Source organism: Aequorivita aquimaris (assembly GCF_001573155.1).
GTDB lineage: Bacteria > Bacteroidota > Bacteroidia > Flavobacteriales > Flavobacteriaceae > Aequorivita > Aequorivita aquimaris.
On sequence record NZ_JRWG01000010.1, the window covers coordinates 52,797 to 71,528 of the forward strand.

The following is an 18,732-nucleotide window of genomic DNA, read 5'->3' on the forward strand; positions in this document are numbered from 1 at the left end:
GTTTTTTTGCCCTTAGATAACTAAAAAATAAACAGTTACTCATGTCACAAAGTACAGGAAAAGTTGCACAGATTATTGGCCCGGTAGTTGACGTTGCGTTTGATAGCGGATCGGAACTTCCAAAAATATACGACTCGTTGGAAGTAAATAACAACGGAAACCTTTTGGTTCTTGAAGTTCAATCTCACATTGGTGAAAGCATGGTTCGTACCATATCAATGGATTCTACTGACGGTTTGAGCCGTGGTGTAGACGCTGTTGCAACTGGAGCACCTATCCAAATGCCAATTGGGGATGCTGTTTACGGTCGTCTATTCAACGTAATTGGCGATGCAATTGACGGTATTGGAAACTTGCCAAAAGCTGGCGATGCTGGTCTTCCAATTCACCGTGAGGCTCCAAAATTTGAAGATCTTTCAACTTCTACCGAAGTTCTTTTCACAGGTATTAAAGTAATCGACCTTATTGAGCCTTACGCAAAAGGAGGTAAAATTGGTCTTTTCGGTGGTGCTGGTGTAGGTAAAACGGTACTTATTCAGGAGTTGATTAACAATATTGCGAAAGGCCACGGTGGTCTTTCAGTATTTGCTGGTGTAGGGGAACGTACTCGTGAGGGTAATGACTTGCTTCGTGAAATGCTTGAGTCTGGTATTATAAAATACGGTGACGACTTTATGCACTCTATGGAAAATGGGGGTTGGGATCTTTCAAAAGTAGATAAAACTGCAATGAAAGAATCTAAAGCTACTTTCGTATTCGGACAGATGAACGAGCCACCTGGAGCACGTGCACGTGTTGCGCTTTCAGGTTTGACTATTGCTGAGTATTTCCGTGATGGAGCTGGCGAGGGACAAGGAAAAGATGTACTTTTCTTCGTAGATAACATTTTCCGTTTTACACAAGCAGGTTCTGAGGTTTCTGCACTTCTTGGGCGTATGCCTTCTGCGGTGGGTTACCAGCCAACTTTGGCAACAGAGATGGGGGCGATGCAGGAACGTATTACTTCAACTAAAAGAGGTTCTATTACATCTGTACAGGCGGTTTACGTACCTGCAGATGACCTTACGGATCCAGCGCCCGCAACTACGTTTGCCCACTTGGATGCTACAACCGTACTTTCACGTAAAATTGCCGAGCTTGGTATTTATCCTGCGGTGGATCCATTGGATTCTACCTCTAGAATTCTTACTGAATCTATCCTTGGAAAAGAGCACTACGCTTGCGCACAAAGAGTAAAGGAGCTTTTACAACGCTATAAGGAATTACAGGATATTATTGCGATTCTTGGGATGGAGGAACTTTCCGAAGATGATAAACTGGCAGTAGGCCGCGCGCGTCGTGTACAGCGTTTCCTTTCACAACCTTTCCACGTAGCGGAGCAGTTTACAGGTATTCCCGGAGTTTTGGTTGATATTAAGGAAACCATCAAAGGTTTCAACATGATTATGGATGGTGAATTGGACCACCTGCCAGAAGCCGCTTTTAACCTAAAAGGAACCATAGAGGAAGCGATTGCTGCTGGCGAGAAAATGCTTGCTGAAGTTTAAAATAGATTTTAGATTTGAGATGTGAGATAATAGATTTTCTCACGTCTCATATCTCACATCTCAATACTAGAAAATATGTACTTAGAAATAGTAACCCCAGAAGCATCCTTAGTTGCCGGAGAAGTTGAAAGCATAACCGTTCCAGGTGTGGAAGGAGAATTCCAAATGCTTAACAACCACGCTCCTATTGTATCTGTTTTGCAGGAAGGAAAAGTGAAATTTAAAGGAAATCCAACCATTGCGGAAGGTTTTGAAAAGAAATTTACGCAGGAAGACGGCAAATGGGTACTGCAAATTTCTGGCGGCACTGTTGAATGTAACAACAATCGTGTGATGGTTTTGGCAGATTAAAAGCTATCTTGTTTAAATATTTAAAAATGCTTCCTCTATTGGAAGCATTTTTTATTTTTGGAAATATTTCACAACAAAATGGAACAAAAAGAAATATTAATTTCCCAAGGCAATCGACCATTTTGGCAGATTATACTGGCTGCTCTTTTCTTTACGGGAATGCTTATTTGTTTATATTTTTTCTTCAACACTTTCAATATTTTTGAATCTACAAAAAAAGTGAGAAACTCACTCAATTTTTTGACAGTGGCAATTTTTTTGTTCGGAGGAGGAATTAGTTTTTCCATTGTTCGTGATTATCACTTCAATTTTAAAGAAAAGAAATATAAGATTTTATTTTGTGTAGGTCCAGTGAAAATAGGTAGCTGGAAAAGCTTTAAAAATCTAGAGTATATTTCAGTTTACAGAAACAAAAAAAATTTCTTTGAAATAAATCTGTGGTATGACCGAAATAGGCACTTCAATCTTGCTATTCAAAATAAGGCTGATATTGCTCTTATTATAGGCAAAGAATTGGCGAAAAAGTTGAAAATTGAATTATACGATGCCACAGATCCCCACAATCCAAAATGGGTTGATAATTTAAAAACTTAAAGTTATATTAACATCACCCCCAACAATAAAGTGAGATTTGTAAATTTGCCTGTTCAAGAAAATTATGCAACTACAGCAAATAGACAGGGTAAAAACTATTACCAAAGAAGATTTTCTAAAACACTACTTTAAACCTCAAAAACCCGTTGTAATTGAACGGTTTATTGAGGACTGGCCTGCATATACCAAATGGAATCTAGATTATATGGCGAATGTGGCGGGGGATAAAATGGTTCCTCTTTATGACAATCGCCCAGTGAGCCACAAAGATGGATTTAATGAACCACACGCCAAAATGAAAATGCGCGATTATGTGGAGTTATTAAAAACCGAGCCTACAAAATACCGCATCTTTCTGTGGAATATTTTAAAGGAAGTGCCCCAACTTCAAAAGGATTTTGACTTTCCGGATTTTGGTCTTAAATTGATGAAAGGTCTGCCCATGCTTTTTTTCGGCGGAAGAGATTCATACACGTTTATGCATTATGATATCGATTTGGCAAACATTTTTCATTTCCATTTCGAAGGGAAAAAAAAAGTGATCCTTTTTGACCAAAAGCAAAACGATTATTTATACAAAATTCCCCATTCTTTAATTACGCGTGAAGACATAAATTTTGCCAATCCCGATTACGATAAATGGCCAGCCCTTAAAAAAGCTAAAGGTTACACCGCACATCTGGAGCACGGCAACGTACTTTATATGCCCGAAGGTTACTGGCACTATATGCGCTACATTACCCCTGGTTTTTCCATGAGCCTTCGTGCCATTGCCCGAAACCCCAAAAATTTAGCGAAAGCGGTTTATAACATTGCCTTTATGCGCTATTTTGACCAATTGATGCGAAAGCTGAAAGGCCAAAAATGGATTGATTGGAAAAATGAGCAAGCCATTGTCCGCACCAACAAAGCGCTATAATTAACGAAGAAATCACTACCTTTCCTTTAAATTTTTTGATGATGAAGTTATTTGCAACCATTTTCGCACTTCTTATCGTCCAATTCACCTTTGCGCAGGCCTATTCAGGTGCGGGCGATGTGAAATTTCAGGTGGGCGCCAATTTTCAAAACAACGGTACCGGAATTATGGGCAGTTTGGATTTTGGAGTGGGTGAGAACATTTCCCTGGGCATTGCGTCCGCTTACCTTTTAGGGATTGATAAAGTAAGCGATTTGGACGGCAATGAAAAACCCTTTGCGGAATTTAAAGACCGTTTCGATTTCCGTGGACGCTTCAATGCAAATCTGGGAAATGTAATAAATGTGGACCCGAATTTTGATGTGTATCCCGGACTTTACGTGAGTTTGAAAAACTTTGGCGGGCATTTGGGCGCGCGTTATTTCTTTACCAGCGGTTTTGGGGTTTTTACGGAGTTTAGCGCCCCCTTTGCAAAATTTAATACAGAAACCTTAACCCCTGCTGAAAAACTTCACAACCAATTCGCCGTTAATTTGGGGGCTTCGTTCAATATTTAGGAAGTTATCTTTTCATAATTGAACAAAAATATCTTAATAATAATTTTTTAACTTATTGCTTCCTTTTCATAAAGTTTATATCTTACCAAGATTAATTTAACACCCAACCAATGAACGAATGGTTTGCTGCATTTGAGCCTTTTGAAAAGGTTTACTGGTCCATTGCCTTAATCGCTTCCGCAATTTTTATCGTACTTATAATTTTAACCTTTGTAGGTGGTGAACTTGATGACACAGGCGACGTAGATTCAGACATAGAAGGCGATACAGGAATCCACTTTCAGTTTCTTTCCTTTAAAAATTTAATCGGTTTTTTTACACTTTTTGGATGGTCAGGAATTGCCTGTATTGGCGAAGGACTTTCCAAAGGGATGACCATCTTAATTTCAACAATATGTGGATTGTTGATGATGGCAATTATGGCTTCATTGTTTTACTATCTTGGAAAATTAAACAGTAGCGGCTCCCTTAAAATTGAAAACGCCCTAAACCAAATTGGAGAAGTATATCTTACCATTGGCGCAAACCGCTCCCGGATTGGAAAAGTTCACATAAATATTCAAGGAGGGATGCGCGAACTTGATGCGCTGACCGACGAACCCTCAGACCTTCACCAAGGAGATATAGTAACCGTAGCCCAAGTAACGGGGACGGGAATTTTAATAGTAAACAAACACACCGCCTAATCATGACATTTTTACCACTTCAAGCAGAATCATTTGCGCCTTTATTGGCCATTGGGTTCGCCATTTTATTTGTCTTTATCATCCTTATTACTTTTATAAGAAGGTATAAGCGCTGTCCCTCAGACCGTATATTGGTAATTTATGGAAAGGTTGGCACCGGAAACTCTGCCCGCTGTATTCATGGGGGCGCAGCCTTCATTTGGCCTGTAATCCAGGATTACGAATACCTCGACCTCACCCCTATTTCAATTGAGGTGAATTTAATAAACGCTTTGAGTAAGCAGAACATCCGTGTAAATGTTCCTTCCCGTTTTACCATTGGTATTTCCACCGAACCGGGCATTATGCAAAATGCCGCAGAGCGCTTACTGGGTCAAGGCTTGGAGCAAATTCAAGAACTTGCAAAAGAAATCATTTTCGGGCAACTGCGTTTGGTCGTGGCTTCGATGGATATTGAAGAAATAAACAATGACAGGGACAAATTTTTGACCAATATTTCAAACAGCGTTGAATCTGAATTGAAGAAAGTTGGTCTAAAACTCATCAACGTAAACATTACCGATATTGTTGACGAATCGGGCTATATTGAGGCTTTAGGAAAAGAAGCCGCTGCCCACGCCATTAACGCCGCACGTAAATCTGTAGCCGAAAAAAATAGGGATGGTTCCATTGGGGAAGCAAATGCAAAACAGGATGAGCGCACACAGGTAGCTGCTGCAAACGCCCAGGCTGTGGAAGGGGAAAACATTGCGAAAATCAACGTTGCAAATTCAGATTCGTTACGTCGCCAACGTGAAGCCGAAGCCGAAAGAGTTGCAATTGCTTCTGAAAAAGTACAATCAGCAAAAGCTTTGGAAGAATCATACATAGCTGAAAAAGAAGCAGAAATTACCCGTGCCGAAAGGGAACGAAGCACCCAATTGGCAGATATTATTGTTCCTGCTGAAATTGACAAACGAAAAGTAGAGATAGACGCCGAAGCAGTGGCCGAAAAAATAAGACGGCAAGCCAAAGGGGAAGCAGATGCCATCTTGTTCAAGGCACAGGCTGAGGCTCAGGGTATATTCGAAATCTTGACCAAGCAGGCAGAAGGTTTTGACAGGATTGTGAAAGCGGCGGGAAATAATTCCAAAGATGCGGTACTTTTATTGATAGCTGACAAGCTTCCGGAGTTGGTTAAACTTCAGTCTGAGGCCATTAAAAACATTAAAATTGACAAAGTTACCGTTTGGGAAAACGGCTCTTCAAAAGACGGCAAAACAGCAACCTCCAACTTTATTTCTGGAATGTACGGTTCTGTACCGCCGCTTCAGGAAATGTTCAATATGGCCGGGATGGAATTGCCCGAATATTTGAAGGGGAAGAAAGTTGAGGATGGAAATGACACCGAAAACGATAAAAAAGATTCAGCCAAAAAGTAAAATTATTTCGAGATTTCATTAATTTTTGAATAAACCAATTCCGGTTCCCACCCGCGATAAAAAAGATAGTCCGCCAGTTTTTTCCGCTTTTTCTGAAGGTTTTTTTCCGAAGCCAATTGCCGCAAACGCTTTTCAGCAAGGGCTTCAAAGGTTTTATAGTATTCGGAATCGGGTATTTCCTTTTGGGCGATCTGAATGTTGTATTTTGAGATTTCCCGCCGCTTCAATTCGTTTACAATTCTGCTTCTTCCCCATTGCTTCGTTCTGAACTTTCCACGTGCAAAGGCCTGTGCAAAGCGGGTTTCATTTAAAAAATTATGCCGCAGTAAATGATCAATTATTTGATCTACCGCTTCGGGGATCATCCGCATTTCATACAGTTTTTGATGCACTTCCTTATGGCAACGCTCTTGGTATGCGCAATAGCGTTCCATCCTTTTGGTGGCTTCTTCAACGGTGTATGTTTTGTGTGATTCCATTAGATTAGTTCTCGACTGCGCTCGAACTGACAGTAAAACTAACAAAAAAACCCCTTCCGAAGTAAACCTTCAAAAGGGGTTTTGGTTATTTTATCAATCCACCATCTTTATCGTGAAAATGATATTCAAGATACGTATATGCATCCCGAGGTTGGATTTTTACCCATTTTTTGTGCTCCAAAAACCATTTGGTGCGCACACTTGGGAATCCTTTCGTCAAAAAGGCCGCTATAAAAGGATGCGTGTTTAAGGTTATCTTTTTATAGTCTTTTTTGAAAAGGCGTTTTACCTCTTCGTTTATTCTATTTATAACGATAATTGGCGCTTCAATCTCGCCGTCGCCTCCATTGCTGGGGTCTTCTTCGCGAGTTTTGATGTTCATCTCTGGCCTAACTCGTTGGCGGGTTATCTGTATTAACCCAAATTTGCTGGGCGGAAGGATTTTGTGTTTTGCCCTATCGTCCTTCATTTCTTCGCGAAGGTGGTTGTAGAGTTGTTTGCGGTGATTGGCATTTGCCAAATCAATAAAATCCACTACAATAATTCCTCCCATATCGCGCAACCTTAACTGTCTTGCCACCTCGGTGGCTGCAATCAAATTCACCTCCAGCGCTGTGCCTTCCTGTGTTTTCTGCTTGTTGCTTCGGTTACCGCTGTTCACGTCTATTACGTGCATGGCTTCGGTATGTTCTATTACCAGATAAGCACCTTTGCTGCCTGATACTGTTTTTCCGAAGGAAGTTTTAATCTGTCTTTCTATTCCGAATTTCTCAAACATCGGAACATTGCTGTCATAAAACTTTACGATATTTTCTTTTTTCGGTGCAATTTCCTGCACATAATCTTTTATTTGCAAGTAAAGGGTTTCATCGTCAATATGTATTGCGGAGAATGAATCGTTAAACATATCGCGGATGATGGATGCTCCCCTGTTTAGCTCGCTCAGCACTTTTGAAGGGTGGTGCGCCCCTTGTAGCTTCTTACACATCGCCGTCCAGCGATCCATAAGGTTCTGTAAATCTTTGTCCAGTTCTGCTACTTTTTTGCCCTCGGCAACTGTTCTGATAATTACGCCAAATCCCTTTGGTTTTATGCTTGTTATCAAGCGTTTTAACCTGTCTTTTTCTTCATTGCTCTCTATTTTTTGTGAAACGGAGACGCGATCTGAAAACGGGACCAGTACAATATATCTTCCGGCTATGGAAAGCTCGGAACTTATACGTGGCCCTTTGGTGGAAATGGGTTCTTTTACAATTTGAACCAATATGGATTGATTGCTCTTTAAGGCATCGTTTAGGTTGCCATGCTTATCAATCTCTTTTTCGAATGGGAAATTATTTAAGGTATAATCCTTTAACTTACCTGAGCTAACACTTTTCACAAATTTCAATTGTGAAAGTACCTTCGGCCCGAGATCGTGATAGTGTAAAAAACCATCTTTCTCGTAGCCCACGTTTACAAAGGCGGCGTTTAAGCCAGGGACTGTTTTACGTATTTTGGCAAGAAATATGTCGCCAACGGTAAAATTGTTGTCCTCTTCCTCTTTGTGGAGCTCTATAAGTTTTCCATCCTTTAAAAGGGCAAAATCAACTTCTTGTGAACCGGACCTAATAAATAATTCGTAGTTCACGTTACATTAATTTTGTTGTCCGCCGCAGCGGACTCATTAAACAATATATTTTACAGATTTTATATAAAAATCCGGCGAAACTGCACCCAAACCAAAAGCCGGTTGCTGCAATCTCATTTTCAAAGAACGATTTTTCGTTTGATTTATTCGGAAATAGCGCCAAAAAGGCAAAATTTCCAAAACACTTTTAAAACAGAAAAAGTAGTTTAGAAACTACTTTTTCTTTTTGTGGCGGTTAGCGCGACGACGCTTTTTACGCTTGTGGGTCGCTACCTTATGTCTTTTTCTTTTTTTACCACTTGGCATACTAAAGTCTTTTTTAATGCTCCACCAAAGTGGAACGGGTTAGAATTATTTTACGTCCACGTTGGTCTTTACACCCTCAACAAAAACTTTTGCAGGTTTAAAGGCCGGAATATTGTGAGCTGGTATTTTAATAGTTGTGTTTTTTGAAATGTTTCTTCCTGTTTTTTCAGCTCTTGTTTTAATAATAAAGCTTCCAAAACCTCTTAAATACACATTGTCTCCACCTTCCAAAGAGTTCTTTACTTCTTCCATAAAGGTTTCAACAGTAGCTTGTACTTCATTCTTTTCCATTCCTAGCTTTTCTGAAATCTTCGCTACGATATCTGCTTTCGTCATTACTTTTAAATTTTAATTAATTTTCTTTTACTAGATTTTTTTTAGAGACCGCAAATATACATATTTTAAAATCAATAATTCAAACCTTAAACCTTTAAAATTTAAAGGGATATAGATTAATTTTACCCAATGCCCAAAATAGCTCCATATTTCTCCAAAAAACTCATTGTGTGGTATTTACAGAACAAACGCGATCTACCCTGGCGCAATACAAATAACCCATACCATATTTGGCTTTCAGAAATCATGCTGCAGCAAACGCGTGTTTTGCAAGGTCTGCCCTACTATTTAAAATTTATTGAAGCCTATCCAAAAGTTGAAGACCTGGCCAGCGCTCCCGAAGATGAGGTTTTAAAACTATGGCAGGGCTTGGGCTATTATTCGCGTGCCCGAAATCTGCACGCAACAGCAAAAATGGTTGCCAAAGAAATGGACGGTGTTTTCCCAAACAATTATAAGGATTTGCTGAAGCTGAAAGGCGTGGGCGATTATACCGCCAGCGCCATTGCAAGCATCTCCTTCAACCAGCCCGAGGCCGTGGTTGATGGCAATGTGTATCGCGTGCTTTCCCGGTTTTTTGGAATTTCCACTCCCATAAATTCCACCGCCGGACAAAAGGAATTTAAACAACTCGCGCAAGAGCTGATAGACAAAGAACAGCCGGGCACCTTCAATCAGGCCATTATGGAGTTTGGCGCGCGTTACTGTGTACCGCAAAGTCCCCATTGCGAAAACTGTATTTTCAATGACAGCTGTGTAGCCTTTCAGCAGAAAAAGGTGACGCAACTTCCCGTAAAGATTAAATCGAAGCCTGTAAAGCAAAGGTTTTTCAACTATCTGGTAATACTTTCGGAAAACGAGCGGACCGTTTTGCAACAGCGCAACGGCAAAGGAATTTGGCACAAACTTTATGAGTTTCCGCTGATTGAAACTTCAAAAGAAATTGAGGTTTCAGAATTGCAAGAACTTCCACAGTTCCAAGATTTTTCTGAAAAAATAAACATTCGGAACATTTCACTTTATAACCAAGAGGCTGTGGTGCACAAACTTTCGCACCAGCATCTCAACACACGTTTTTGGATTATTGAGACTCTTGACGAAACCGAAAGCTCCGTCGCCATTTCAGAAATAGAAAGCTATGCCATGCCCGTGTTGATTGCAAATTTTGTTTCGGAGTTTTTTGAGAACTACTGACACGATTTAAACGCAAAAATCTACATTATAATGTATCTTTAACATTTCTGAAAAAGCTATGGAACTATTAAATAGAATTCAATGTCCCGCCTGCGGCGCAACCTCATCGTACTCTGAGACCGAGCCAGGGCATTACAAATGCGGCTACTGCCTTTCCAATTGGGAACAGCTAAGCATTCTTCCGGAGAAAAGCAACGAGCGGCAATTTTTAGAAAAATGCGAGGCGATTTTAATGAACAGCAAAAGCTGACCCTGGACCGACCAAAATATTTTGAACGTTCCTTTGCCAACATCACTATTTTTTATTCGTTCTTCTCTGAAATAAAAACCCCCGCATATCGGGAACAACTTCTGCCGAAATTCATCACATTGGTGGACAAACAGATTGAAGAATTCGCCAAACAAAAAATTGACGCAGCCGTGGATCGGGATAAAATATTCTCCAGCTACCCAGATAAATTTGTTTTGATAATTTATCTCGCGGAACTAAACTATATGTCCGCCAAGGCAATGGCCCTGACTTTTAATGAAAAGGACAAGCTGGAAGAAGCCGTACTAAAATTAACCAAGGCCCAAAATCTCTTCGGCCCCTCAATAAATGAGTGGCAACCAAAAATATCAAAGGCCATAGTGGGCATATTGCAGCGTTTGGGGGAGCAGGAAAGAACTTTTCAGTATATCCATTCGCTATTTAAGAACCAAAGCATTCCTGCCTTCAAAGCTTATCATCACAAAAGCAGCGGGTTTTTGCCAGATGAAGAGGATATTGCCCATTTTAGGGAAGACCGCAAAGCATATTCCGAAGAGGTAAAATATCTTTTTGAGGACATTATTTTCTCTGAGGTATACATAAATTGGGAAAGCAAGATTATGAAGGAAGTGGAAGCGAAATCCAGTATGGAGAAACCTGCCGAGATTTCAGAGGAAGATATTGAAACAGCACCTGAAGTTTCCGTAAAAACGGATGAAACGACAACTCCCAAAAAACCCTCCTTTTGGCAAAAACTGTTTGGATAACATTGAAAATGAAGTGAATCTATAATTTCCGCGATTTAAAATCTTAAATTTCCTTATATTTAAAACGCAAAATCTACCTTTGCACAAATAGAAAAATTACAATTATGAGTGGAACATTGAACAAAGTAATGTTGATTGGGCATACGGGCGATGATGTAAAAATGCATTATTTTGAAGGCGGAAACAGCTTGGGCCGTTTTCCGCTGGCAACCAATGAAACCTATACAAACAAAACCACAAACGAACGTGTAACCAATACGGAATGGCACAATATTGTGGTACGCAACAAAGCTGCGGAAATCTGCGAGAAATATTTGAAAAAAGGCGATATGGTCTATATTGAGGGTCGTCTAAAAACCCGTAAATGGCAGGACGATAAAGGAATGGATAGGTACAGCACAGAAATACACTGTACAGATTTCACATTTTTGAGTCCAAAAGGCGAAAGCAGCAGTGCTGCCAATAACAACGCAGGACAAAATACGCAAAGACCGCAGCCCTCTTCGGAACCACAAAACAACAATCCAGTTTCGGAAGAAGAGGATGACCTTCCTTTTTAACGTTTAACTAAAACCATCAGCTTGGACACGGAACCCCCTGGTTTACTTTTCTTTTTTGACGTTTTGGATGTTACCCAAATTACAAGCGGCGTAATGCTGATTGCCCTTTTGGCTTGTTCGGCCCTTATTTCGGGTGCCGAAGTGGCTTTCTTTTCCTTAACACCTTCTGATTTTGAAACCAACGAAGAAAAAGGAATCGCAAAAAAACTGGGAATCGTACAGCGATTGCTTGCAAGGCCAAAAAAGTTGCTGGCCACCATTTTGGTTGCCAACAACTTCATAAATATTGCTATCGTACTCCTCTTCGATTCCTTAAGCGATGATTTGTTTTCAGGAATAAAATCAAATTTTTATGGAATTGACGTGCGCTTCATAGTAGAAGTGGGCGTTGTAACCTTCTTTATTTTGCTATTCGGCGAAATTCTTCCAAAGATATACGCCAACCGCAACCGCATTTCATTCGCGGTTTTCATGGCGCAACCGCTGAATATTTTGGACACTTTATTGTCGCCAATTAGTTTGCCCATGCGTTCTGCCACTATCTATCTTCACGACCGTTATGGTAAACAAAAATCAAACATCAGCGTGGACCATCTATCACAAGCTTTGGAGCTATCAAATAAAGACACCACACACGAGGAACAGAAAATTCTACAGGGAATAGTCACCTTCGGAAATACAGACACCAAGCAGGTAATGAAAAACCGTATGGATATTTTCGCGCTGAACGAGGAACAGCCTTTCAAAGAAATTCTTCCGGAAATTATCCAGCACGGTTACTCACGTATTCCCGTCTATAAGGATAGCATGGACAACATTACAGGAATTCTGTATGTGAAGGATTTAATTCCCTATACCGATCGAAAAATTTTGGATTGGAAAACCCTGAAACGCGAAGCATACTTTGTACCTGAAAACAAAAAATTGGACGATTTGCTCAACGAATTTAAGGAGATGAAAATGCACCTCGCTATTGTCGTGGACGAGTATGGCGGCACGAGCGGATTGATTTCATTGGAAGATATTATCGAGGAAATCGTGGGCGAAATTAGCGATGAGTTTGACGATGAAGACTTGATTTTTTCAAAATTGGACGACAACACATTCGTTTTTGAAGGAAAAACCCCGTTGAAAGATTTTTACAAGGTAATAAAACCAGAGGATCCCGAAATATTTGAAGATGAAAAGGGCGAGGCGGAAACGCTTGCGGGTTTTCTTTTGGAAATTTCAAAAGGCTTTCCAAAAAAGAACGAAGTAATATCCTTCCACAATTATGCGTTTACAATTGAAGCGTTTGAAGGCAAGCGCATCAAACAAATAAAACTTACCATTGAAAATCCATAAGCTCGTTTTTTATATACTCTCAAGCCTCTTTATCCTTGCTTCCTGCGAGGACGATGTTTTGGTGAAACCCTCGGCTATGCTGCGATTGGACTATCCCACTCCTTCTTATCGCACAATTAATTCAGACTGTCCTTATTCCTTTTCGGTGAATAGCATTACCAACGTTATTGGGAAGAAAAACTGCGGTGTAAATATAAGCTACCCAAATATGAAGGCCACCTTGTATATAACCTATCAAAGCGTACGGGACAACAATCTCGATTCCTTGTTACAGGACGCTCAAAAACTAGCTTATGATCACACTATAAAGGCAAATAGCATCCCCGAGCAACCCTATGTGAATCCAGATAAAAAAGTGTACGGAATGTTTTATATGATAAATGGCAACGCCGCTACCCAAGCCGAATTTTATGCCACGGACAGCATCAATCACTTCTTAAATGGTGCGCTGTATTTTGATGCGAAACCAAACTTCGATTCTGTTTATCCGGCAGTGGTTTATCTTCGCGAAGACATCCGTAAATTGATGGAAACCATCACTTGGAAATAACCCAATTTAAACTGAGCTTCCAAAAAGTTAACAAACCCTTTGCAAAAGGTTCGTCAAGTTTTTGTAACTTTTGACTGTAAAACCATTGATTATGTTCAAAGTATATTCCAGTTACGGTGTTTGGGTTGCAATTGTTCTTATTGCATATTTTCTTCTCTTAAAATTAATTGGCCTTCACCAATATCCGGTATTGAGCGCTGTAAACGGAATTATTTTTGGCATTGGAATTTATATGGCATTGAAGAAGTATGCTTCCCGAAAAAATAAATTTCAGTATGAAAAAGGATTTGAAGTAGGTTTGCTTTGTGGTGGAATAGCCTCTATAATATTTACTATTTTTATGGCAATCTATATGTATCAAATAGACACCGAATTTGCGGCCAATATTATGGAAGTGTGGAACCTAGAATATGATATGGGTACGCTGATGCTCGTTTTATCAATCTTGATAATGGGCTTTTCTACCACTTTGGTTTTAACGCTTGCTTTTATGCAACTTCTCAAAAATTCCTGGAATACGCAGGATGGAAACCGAAATACACTTTAAATAAAATACCAGTTTTGATATCTTTTCAAGGTAATTTAAAAAACCAAAACCAATAGAATATCCGAGAGGATTGGTTTTTAAAAGATTAAATAAAAATACTTTGTTGTTTCCTTTTTAAAAATTATATTTGCACCCGCTTTTACTGGACGGTAGAAGCATTTTGTTTAACTAATTTATAAACGATTCGCTATGTACGCAATTGTAGAGATAGCAGGGCAGCAAGTAAAAGTTGCGAAAGACCAAAAGGTTTTTGTTAATCGTTTGCCAGTAGAAGAAGGAAAAAAAGTGTCTTTTGACAATGTACTTCTTATTGGTGACGGAGACAATATTACCATTGGCGCCCCGGCTATAAACGGCGCTCAAATAGGAGCAAAAGTCGTAAAGCACCTTAAAGGTGACAAGGTTATAGTATTTAAAAAGAAAAGAAGAAAAGGTTTCCGTAAGAAAAACGGTCACCGTCAGTATCTTTCTGAAATCGTAATCGAGAGCATTGTAGCTTCAGGAGCTACACCTGCCAAAAAGGAAGAAGCTAAAAAAGCTGAACCAAAAAAAGAAACTAAAGCTAAGGCTGCTGCCCCCAAAGCAAAAGCCGAAACTAAAGCACCCGCTAAAAAAGCAGCTCCTAAAAAAGCAGCTAAAGCAGACGATCTTAAAAAGATTGAAGGTGTTGGACCAAAAGCCGCAGAGGCTATGGTTGCCGCTGGACTGGACACTTTTGCAAAAGTTGCAAAAGCAAAACCAGAAGCTATCGCAACTATTCTTTCTGAAGCGAGTTCAAATTTAGCACACTTAGTTACCGACACTTGGCCAAAACAAGCAAAATTGGCAGCTGACGGTAAGTGGGATGAACTTAAAGAATTACAAGACAAATTAGACGGTGGGATTGAAAAATAATCCTGCTAAAGTATAATATTTAAAACCGAAACAAAATGGCTCACAAAAAAGGAGTTGGTAGTTCCAAAAACGGTCGCGAATCAGAATCGAAACGTCTTGGCGTTAAGATTTTCGGAGGGCAGGCCGCCATTGCTGGAAATATCATTGTAAGACAAAGAGGTTATACGCATCACCCAGGTGAAAACGTATACGGTGGTAAAGACCATACCCTTCACGCACAAGTGGATGGTGTTGTGAAATTTACCAAAAAGAAAGATAACAAGAGCTACGTTTCAATCGTTCCAAACGCTGAGGCATAGTAACATCTTGTTTTATTAATAAAAAAACCTTCACAATATTGTGAAGGTTTTTTTATTCCTATTTAAAATTTGAAAACTATCTAAGTAGTAATTTTAAATTTTCTTCGGAAACGTTAAGTAAGCCCACTTTAGGCAGTCTTCGGGTAAGTTCCCGCCAGTTTTCATCCTTGGCGTATATTTTTTGCAGCATTTCCGAAGCTTTCTCCATTTGTTTATCGTTCGCCAGAGTGATGGCGGTCCAGTATTGCATTTCCAAGTTATCCGGAAACATTTCCATAGCCGCGTTATAGGCCTCCATGGCGTTTTTCATTTCATTCTTCTCTACATATAAATCGCCTTCGTTCATATATTCATAAGCCCTAAACACTTTTAAAAGTCTGTCAATTTCTTTTATTGGGTTTTCAGAATCATCAACTCTTAAATCAATTAATTTGTCATTCCAGGGTTCCTTAGAGGCTTCTCCAGCAAAGACCACCAATGCCGCCGATTGTTTTCCGCGAATGTCGCCGCCTGTCTCTTGCGCAGCCTGCAGCACTGCGACCATTCTTTCGGCCAAAGGCATTTCACTATTCTCAATCCAAGCTTTTTTCATTGCGGGGACTACTTTATCATTCAGCATCATATTAGCCTGCACAGAAAAATCCTTGCCATTGGCGTGGCCTGCATAATCAATACAGCTTTTTCCAGTATGTGTTGCAACCCTCCCTTGTTTATCTAAAATTGCAACCTGCCGAAAATCCCTTCCTTCATCATTACTCAACAAAATGTCCAAAACTTCTTGAGGAGATTTTCCTTTTTTCAGCAAATCCAAGCCGTGAATTCCAAAGGATCTGTTAGTAAACGATTGTGTTGCAACAACACCTACGCCTGCTTCGCCCCAAGAAACACCAGTGCCTACGCTAAACCAATGACTTTGCACAGCCACAGCCATTTCACCGGTTTTGGCGTCCCTGGCTACTATTGAAAAAGTATGTGCTAGCGGATCATTTGGTTTTTTGTTTTGAGCAAAAGTTGTAAAGGTTGAAAAAAAAATAAGTATTAAAAATATCTGTTTCATGGTTTTCCGATTTTGTCTAAAGATAATTTTTTGTTGCGAGATTCTAAATGCCTTACTGTCGAATGTAAGCAAGAATTTACTCGTTACCGTATTTTAAGAATTTCAACTTTTTTCAAATCCTACACAACGTTTTAATAGTTGAATTTCATTATTATATGTTATTTTAGTACTCTTAAAAATCCATTTTCAACTTTTCTGAACTTTGAATTATTTACGCCTCACCATATTTTTAATTTTCTTTATCGGATTTGCGCAAAATAGCAAAGACACTTTATCTTCCCAAAAAGCATATGGCGTAGAAGACCTTAAGGACTCTCTCAAATTAATGCAAGATAGAACAGACAAGAGCCTGTTTGAAGGAAAATATGATTCCGTAATATTAACCTCTATTGATAATATTAGGTTTGCCGAACACATTGGTGACAATGAGGCTGCATTCTATTCGCGCTATATGATGGGAGCTGCATTTATATATTTGAAAGATTTTAAGAATGCCCACGATTATGCCGATGCCTATTTGGAATATGCCGAACAATCAAAAGATGAATTTAAAATAGCGCGAGCCTATAATCTCATTGGCGCACTATACCTCACAGAAAAAAAGTATGATTCTGCACTTCCTTTTTTAAAAAAAGCACTTCCTCTTTCATTAAAGAGAAAAGATACATTAGAAGCATCAATGGCCTATTACAACTTATCTGAATCATACCTTAATAAAGGCGATATGCAAAAGGCACAGCTTTATTTCACAAAAGCTGAAGAAGGAATAGAAGCTATGGCGTTTAAAGGTTTAACTACCGAAATGAATTTGCTTCAGGGCAAGCTGAAACTCACTTCAAACAAACCCAGAGATGCCATTGAAAATTTCAAAAAGGCAATTGCCTTTGCAGAAGCAGGAAATTATATTGATGATATTTTAATTGAAGCATATAAGGAATACAGCTCGGCTCTTTATGAAACAGGAGATTTTAAACAGGCTTTTTTAATCCGAAAAAAGTTTGATAGCCTTACCCAAATCCAGTTTGAAAAAGAAAAACTGATGGCCACTCAGAATGCTGCGGCCCAATTTAGCGTAAATGAGTATAAAAAACAGGCCCACCAAGCAGAACTGGAAAAAAAGTTACTTTCTGAAAAAGGGTTGTTGAATAATATTTTGCTCTCCTTTTTTATCAGTGCAGCCATATTGATGGGAATCTTTTTGGTAATTCTTTACATTTCGCATAGAGGAAGAAAAAAACTTACTCTTACTTTAAAGGAGAAGAACCAACAATATCTAAAAGCAAAAGAGAAATCTGAAAAACTGGCCTTGGCAAAAAGCAAATTCTTTTCCACGGTTAGCCATGAATTACGTACTCCGTTATATGGTGTTATTGGTTTAAGTTCTGTACTCTTGGAAGATGAATCCCTTAAAAATCATCAAGCAGATTTAAAAAACCTAAAGTTTTCAGCAGACTATCTTTTAGCACTTATAAATGATGTACTACAAATAAGTAAGTTGGAATCCAACACCCTTGAAGAAGTAAGAGTTCCTTTTGATTTAAGGGAATTGGCCCAATCCATAGTCTCTTCTTTTCAGTATGCCCTGGTGCAGAATAAAAACAAATTGTACGTAGAAATTTCCGAAAACATTCCAAATACTATCGTTGGCGACCGGGTGCGACTATCGCAAATTCTCATGAATTTAGTGGGTAACGCCATTAAATTTACAACCAATGGAAATATTTGTATTTCGGCCAGAGAAGAGTCTATTTCTGAGAACGAAGTGACTATTCACTTTAGCATCCAAGATAATGGAATTGGTATTCCCCGGGAAAAACAGAAAGCAATATTTGAAGAATTTCAGCAAGTAGATTCCGAAGATTTTAAAGTACAGGGCACCGGGCTTGGCCTTACCATTGTAAAAAAGCTGCTCGAAGCCTCAAATTCTTCCATCAACCTTCAAAGCGAGCCCGGAAAAGGATCAACTTTTAGTTTTACGTTGAAATTTGAAATTTTAAAGCATCTTCTTAAAGATAAAATATTGGGCGATAACAATATTTTGAATGATAAAAAAATACTTGTGGTAGACGACAACCGTATAAACCAAATTGTTACCAAGAAAATTTTGGAGAATCACGGTATGATTTGTGGCATTGCCGAAAACGGCGATATTGCCATAGAAAAAATGCGAACAGAAATTTTTGACCTAGTGCTCATGGACATTAACATGCCGGGCAAGGATGGCATTGAAACTACAAAGGAAATTAGAAAATTCAACAAGACTACGCCTATCGTAGCCTTAACGGCCATTGAGGTGGAAGAAATGCAAAACAAAATTTTGGCTTCGGGAATGGACGATATTATCGTAAAACCCTACGATACCGATAAGTTTTTGAAAATCATCCTCAATAACCTGCTGAAGGAAGAACACGTTGCTTATGGTCTATAGAGAATTTGCGTGGAAA

Annotated in this window: 20 protein-coding genes; 16 read left to right on the top strand and 4 right to left on the bottom strand. The window is 39.3% G+C overall.

Going from position 1 to position 18,732, the window contains the following annotated elements:
• The first annotated feature begins 41 nt into the window (after nucleotides 1–41).
• The 7 genes from atpD to LS48_RS12945 all read left to right on the top strand — a co-directional run bounded on the left by atpD (nucleotide 42) and on the right by LS48_RS12945 (nucleotide 6,075).
• Entirely contained in the window at nucleotides 42–1,547 is a 1,506-nt protein-coding gene (gene atpD / locus LS48_RS12915; protein WP_062622921.1) for a F0F1 ATP synthase subunit beta, read from the top strand.
• A 75-nt stretch (nucleotides 1,548–1,622) separates the two neighbouring features.
• Complete coding sequence (locus LS48_RS12920) at nucleotides 1,623–1,898, top strand: FoF1 ATP synthase subunit delta/epsilon (RefSeq protein ID WP_062622922.1); 276 nt, start codon at nucleotides 1,623–1,625, stop codon at nucleotides 1,896–1,898.
• A 78-nt stretch (nucleotides 1,899–1,976) separates the two neighbouring features.
• Complete coding sequence (locus LS48_RS12925) at nucleotides 1,977–2,492, top strand: hypothetical protein (RefSeq protein WP_062622923.1); 516 nt, start codon at nucleotides 1,977–1,979, stop codon at nucleotides 2,490–2,492.
• Nucleotides 2,493–2,556: 64 nt separating this feature from the next.
• Nucleotides 2,557–3,411, top strand: a complete 855-nt coding sequence (locus LS48_RS12930; protein WP_062622924.1) for a cupin-like domain-containing protein — start codon at nucleotides 2,557–2,559, stop codon at nucleotides 3,409–3,411.
• Between the two features lie 38 nt (nucleotides 3,412–3,449).
• Nucleotides 3,450–3,968: a DUF6646 family protein gene (locus LS48_RS12935; protein WP_193392802.1), complete on the top strand. Its 519-nt coding sequence runs from the start codon at nucleotides 3,450–3,452 to the stop codon at nucleotides 3,966–3,968.
• Nucleotides 3,969–4,078: 110 nt separating this feature from the next.
• Complete coding sequence (locus LS48_RS12940) at nucleotides 4,079–4,654, top strand: hypothetical protein (protein WP_062622926.1); 576 nt, start codon at nucleotides 4,079–4,081, stop codon at nucleotides 4,652–4,654.
• Nucleotides 4,655–4,656: 2 nt separating this feature from the next.
• Entirely contained in the window at nucleotides 4,657–6,075 is a 1,419-nt protein-coding gene (locus LS48_RS12945; protein ID WP_062622927.1) for a flotillin family protein, read from the top strand.
• 2 nt (nucleotides 6,076–6,077) lie between these two features.
• Here LS48_RS12945 and LS48_RS12950 read toward each other — a convergent pair whose 3' ends face one another.
• The 3 genes from LS48_RS12950 to LS48_RS12960 all read right to left on the bottom strand — a co-directional run bounded on the left by LS48_RS12950 (nucleotide 6,078) and on the right by LS48_RS12960 (nucleotide 8,826).
• On the bottom strand, nucleotides 6,078–6,554 hold the full coding sequence (locus tag LS48_RS12950; RefSeq protein ID WP_062622928.1) for a regulatory protein RecX: 477 nt from the start codon (nucleotides 6,552–6,554) through the stop codon (nucleotides 6,078–6,080).
• Nucleotides 6,555–6,639: 85 nt separating this feature from the next.
• Nucleotides 6,640–8,184 carry an Rne/Rng family ribonuclease gene (locus LS48_RS12955; protein WP_062622929.1) on the bottom strand — a complete coding sequence of 515 codons (1,545 nt, stop codon included), beginning with the start codon at nucleotides 8,182–8,184 and terminating at the stop codon, nucleotides 6,640–6,642.
• Nucleotides 8,185–8,535: 351 nt separating this feature from the next.
• A complete protein-coding gene (locus LS48_RS12960; protein ID WP_014782104.1) occupies nucleotides 8,536–8,826 on the bottom strand; it encodes an HU family DNA-binding protein in 291 nt (96 codons plus the stop codon).
• Between the two features lie 129 nt (nucleotides 8,827–8,955).
• Here LS48_RS12960 and mutY point away from each other — a divergent pair, with 129 nt between their 5' ends.
• The 8 genes from mutY to rpmA all read left to right on the top strand — a co-directional run bounded on the left by mutY (nucleotide 8,956) and on the right by rpmA (nucleotide 15,231).
• Nucleotides 8,956–10,020: an A/G-specific adenine glycosylase gene (mutY, locus tag LS48_RS12965; RefSeq protein ID WP_062622930.1), complete on the top strand. Its 1,065-nt coding sequence runs from the start codon at nucleotides 8,956–8,958 to the stop codon at nucleotides 10,018–10,020.
• Between the two features lie 216 nt (nucleotides 10,021–10,236).
• Nucleotides 10,237–11,037, top strand: coding sequence for a hypothetical protein (locus tag LS48_RS12970; RefSeq protein WP_131807727.1), 801 nt, complete (start codon nucleotides 10,237–10,239; stop codon nucleotides 11,035–11,037).
• Between the two features lie 104 nt (nucleotides 11,038–11,141).
• Nucleotides 11,142–11,597 (top strand): single-stranded DNA-binding protein, encoded by a 456-nt coding sequence (locus LS48_RS12975; RefSeq protein WP_062622932.1) that lies wholly within the window; start codon nucleotides 11,142–11,144, stop codon nucleotides 11,595–11,597.
• Nucleotides 11,598–11,618: 21 nt separating this feature from the next.
• A complete protein-coding gene (locus tag LS48_RS12980; protein ID WP_062622933.1) occupies nucleotides 11,619–12,941 on the top strand; it encodes a gliding motility-associated protein GldE in 1,323 nt (440 codons plus the stop codon).
• Nucleotides 12,934–13,491 (top strand): gliding motility lipoprotein GldD, encoded by a 558-nt coding sequence (gene gldD, locus LS48_RS12985; protein ID WP_438829845.1) that lies wholly within the window; start codon nucleotides 12,934–12,936, stop codon nucleotides 13,489–13,491. The genes LS48_RS12980 and gldD overlap by 8 nt, the downstream gene beginning before the upstream one ends.
• Nucleotides 13,492–13,582: 91 nt before the next feature.
• The gene (locus LS48_RS12990; RefSeq protein WP_045081396.1) at nucleotides 13,583–14,038 is read left to right on the top strand and encodes a DUF4199 domain-containing protein; all 456 of its coding nucleotides are present in this window, start codon (nucleotides 13,583–13,585) and stop codon (nucleotides 14,036–14,038) included.
• A gap of 189 nt (nucleotides 14,039–14,227) precedes the next feature.
• Nucleotides 14,228–14,932 (top strand): 50S ribosomal protein L21, encoded by a 705-nt coding sequence (gene rplU / locus LS48_RS12995; RefSeq protein WP_045081397.1) that lies wholly within the window; start codon nucleotides 14,228–14,230, stop codon nucleotides 14,930–14,932.
• A gap of 35 nt (nucleotides 14,933–14,967) precedes the next feature.
• Complete coding sequence (rpmA, locus tag LS48_RS13000) at nucleotides 14,968–15,231, top strand: 50S ribosomal protein L27 (RefSeq protein ID WP_045081398.1); 264 nt, start codon at nucleotides 14,968–14,970, stop codon at nucleotides 15,229–15,231.
• Nucleotides 15,232–15,307: 76 nt separating this feature from the next.
• On the opposite strand, the gene LS48_RS13005 is transcribed toward rpmA, so the two are convergent.
• Entirely contained in the window at nucleotides 15,308–16,288 is a 981-nt protein-coding gene (locus tag LS48_RS13005) for a DUF1028 domain-containing protein (protein WP_062622935.1), read from the bottom strand.
• A gap of 325 nt (nucleotides 16,289–16,613) precedes the next feature.
• On the opposite strand from LS48_RS13005, the gene LS48_RS13010 reads away from it, so the two are divergent.
• On the top strand, nucleotides 16,614–18,716 hold the full coding sequence (locus LS48_RS13010; protein ID WP_131807728.1) for a tetratricopeptide repeat-containing hybrid sensor histidine kinase/response regulator: 2,103 nt from the start codon (nucleotides 16,614–16,616) through the stop codon (nucleotides 18,714–18,716).
• Nucleotides 18,717–18,732 lie beyond the last annotated feature (16 nt).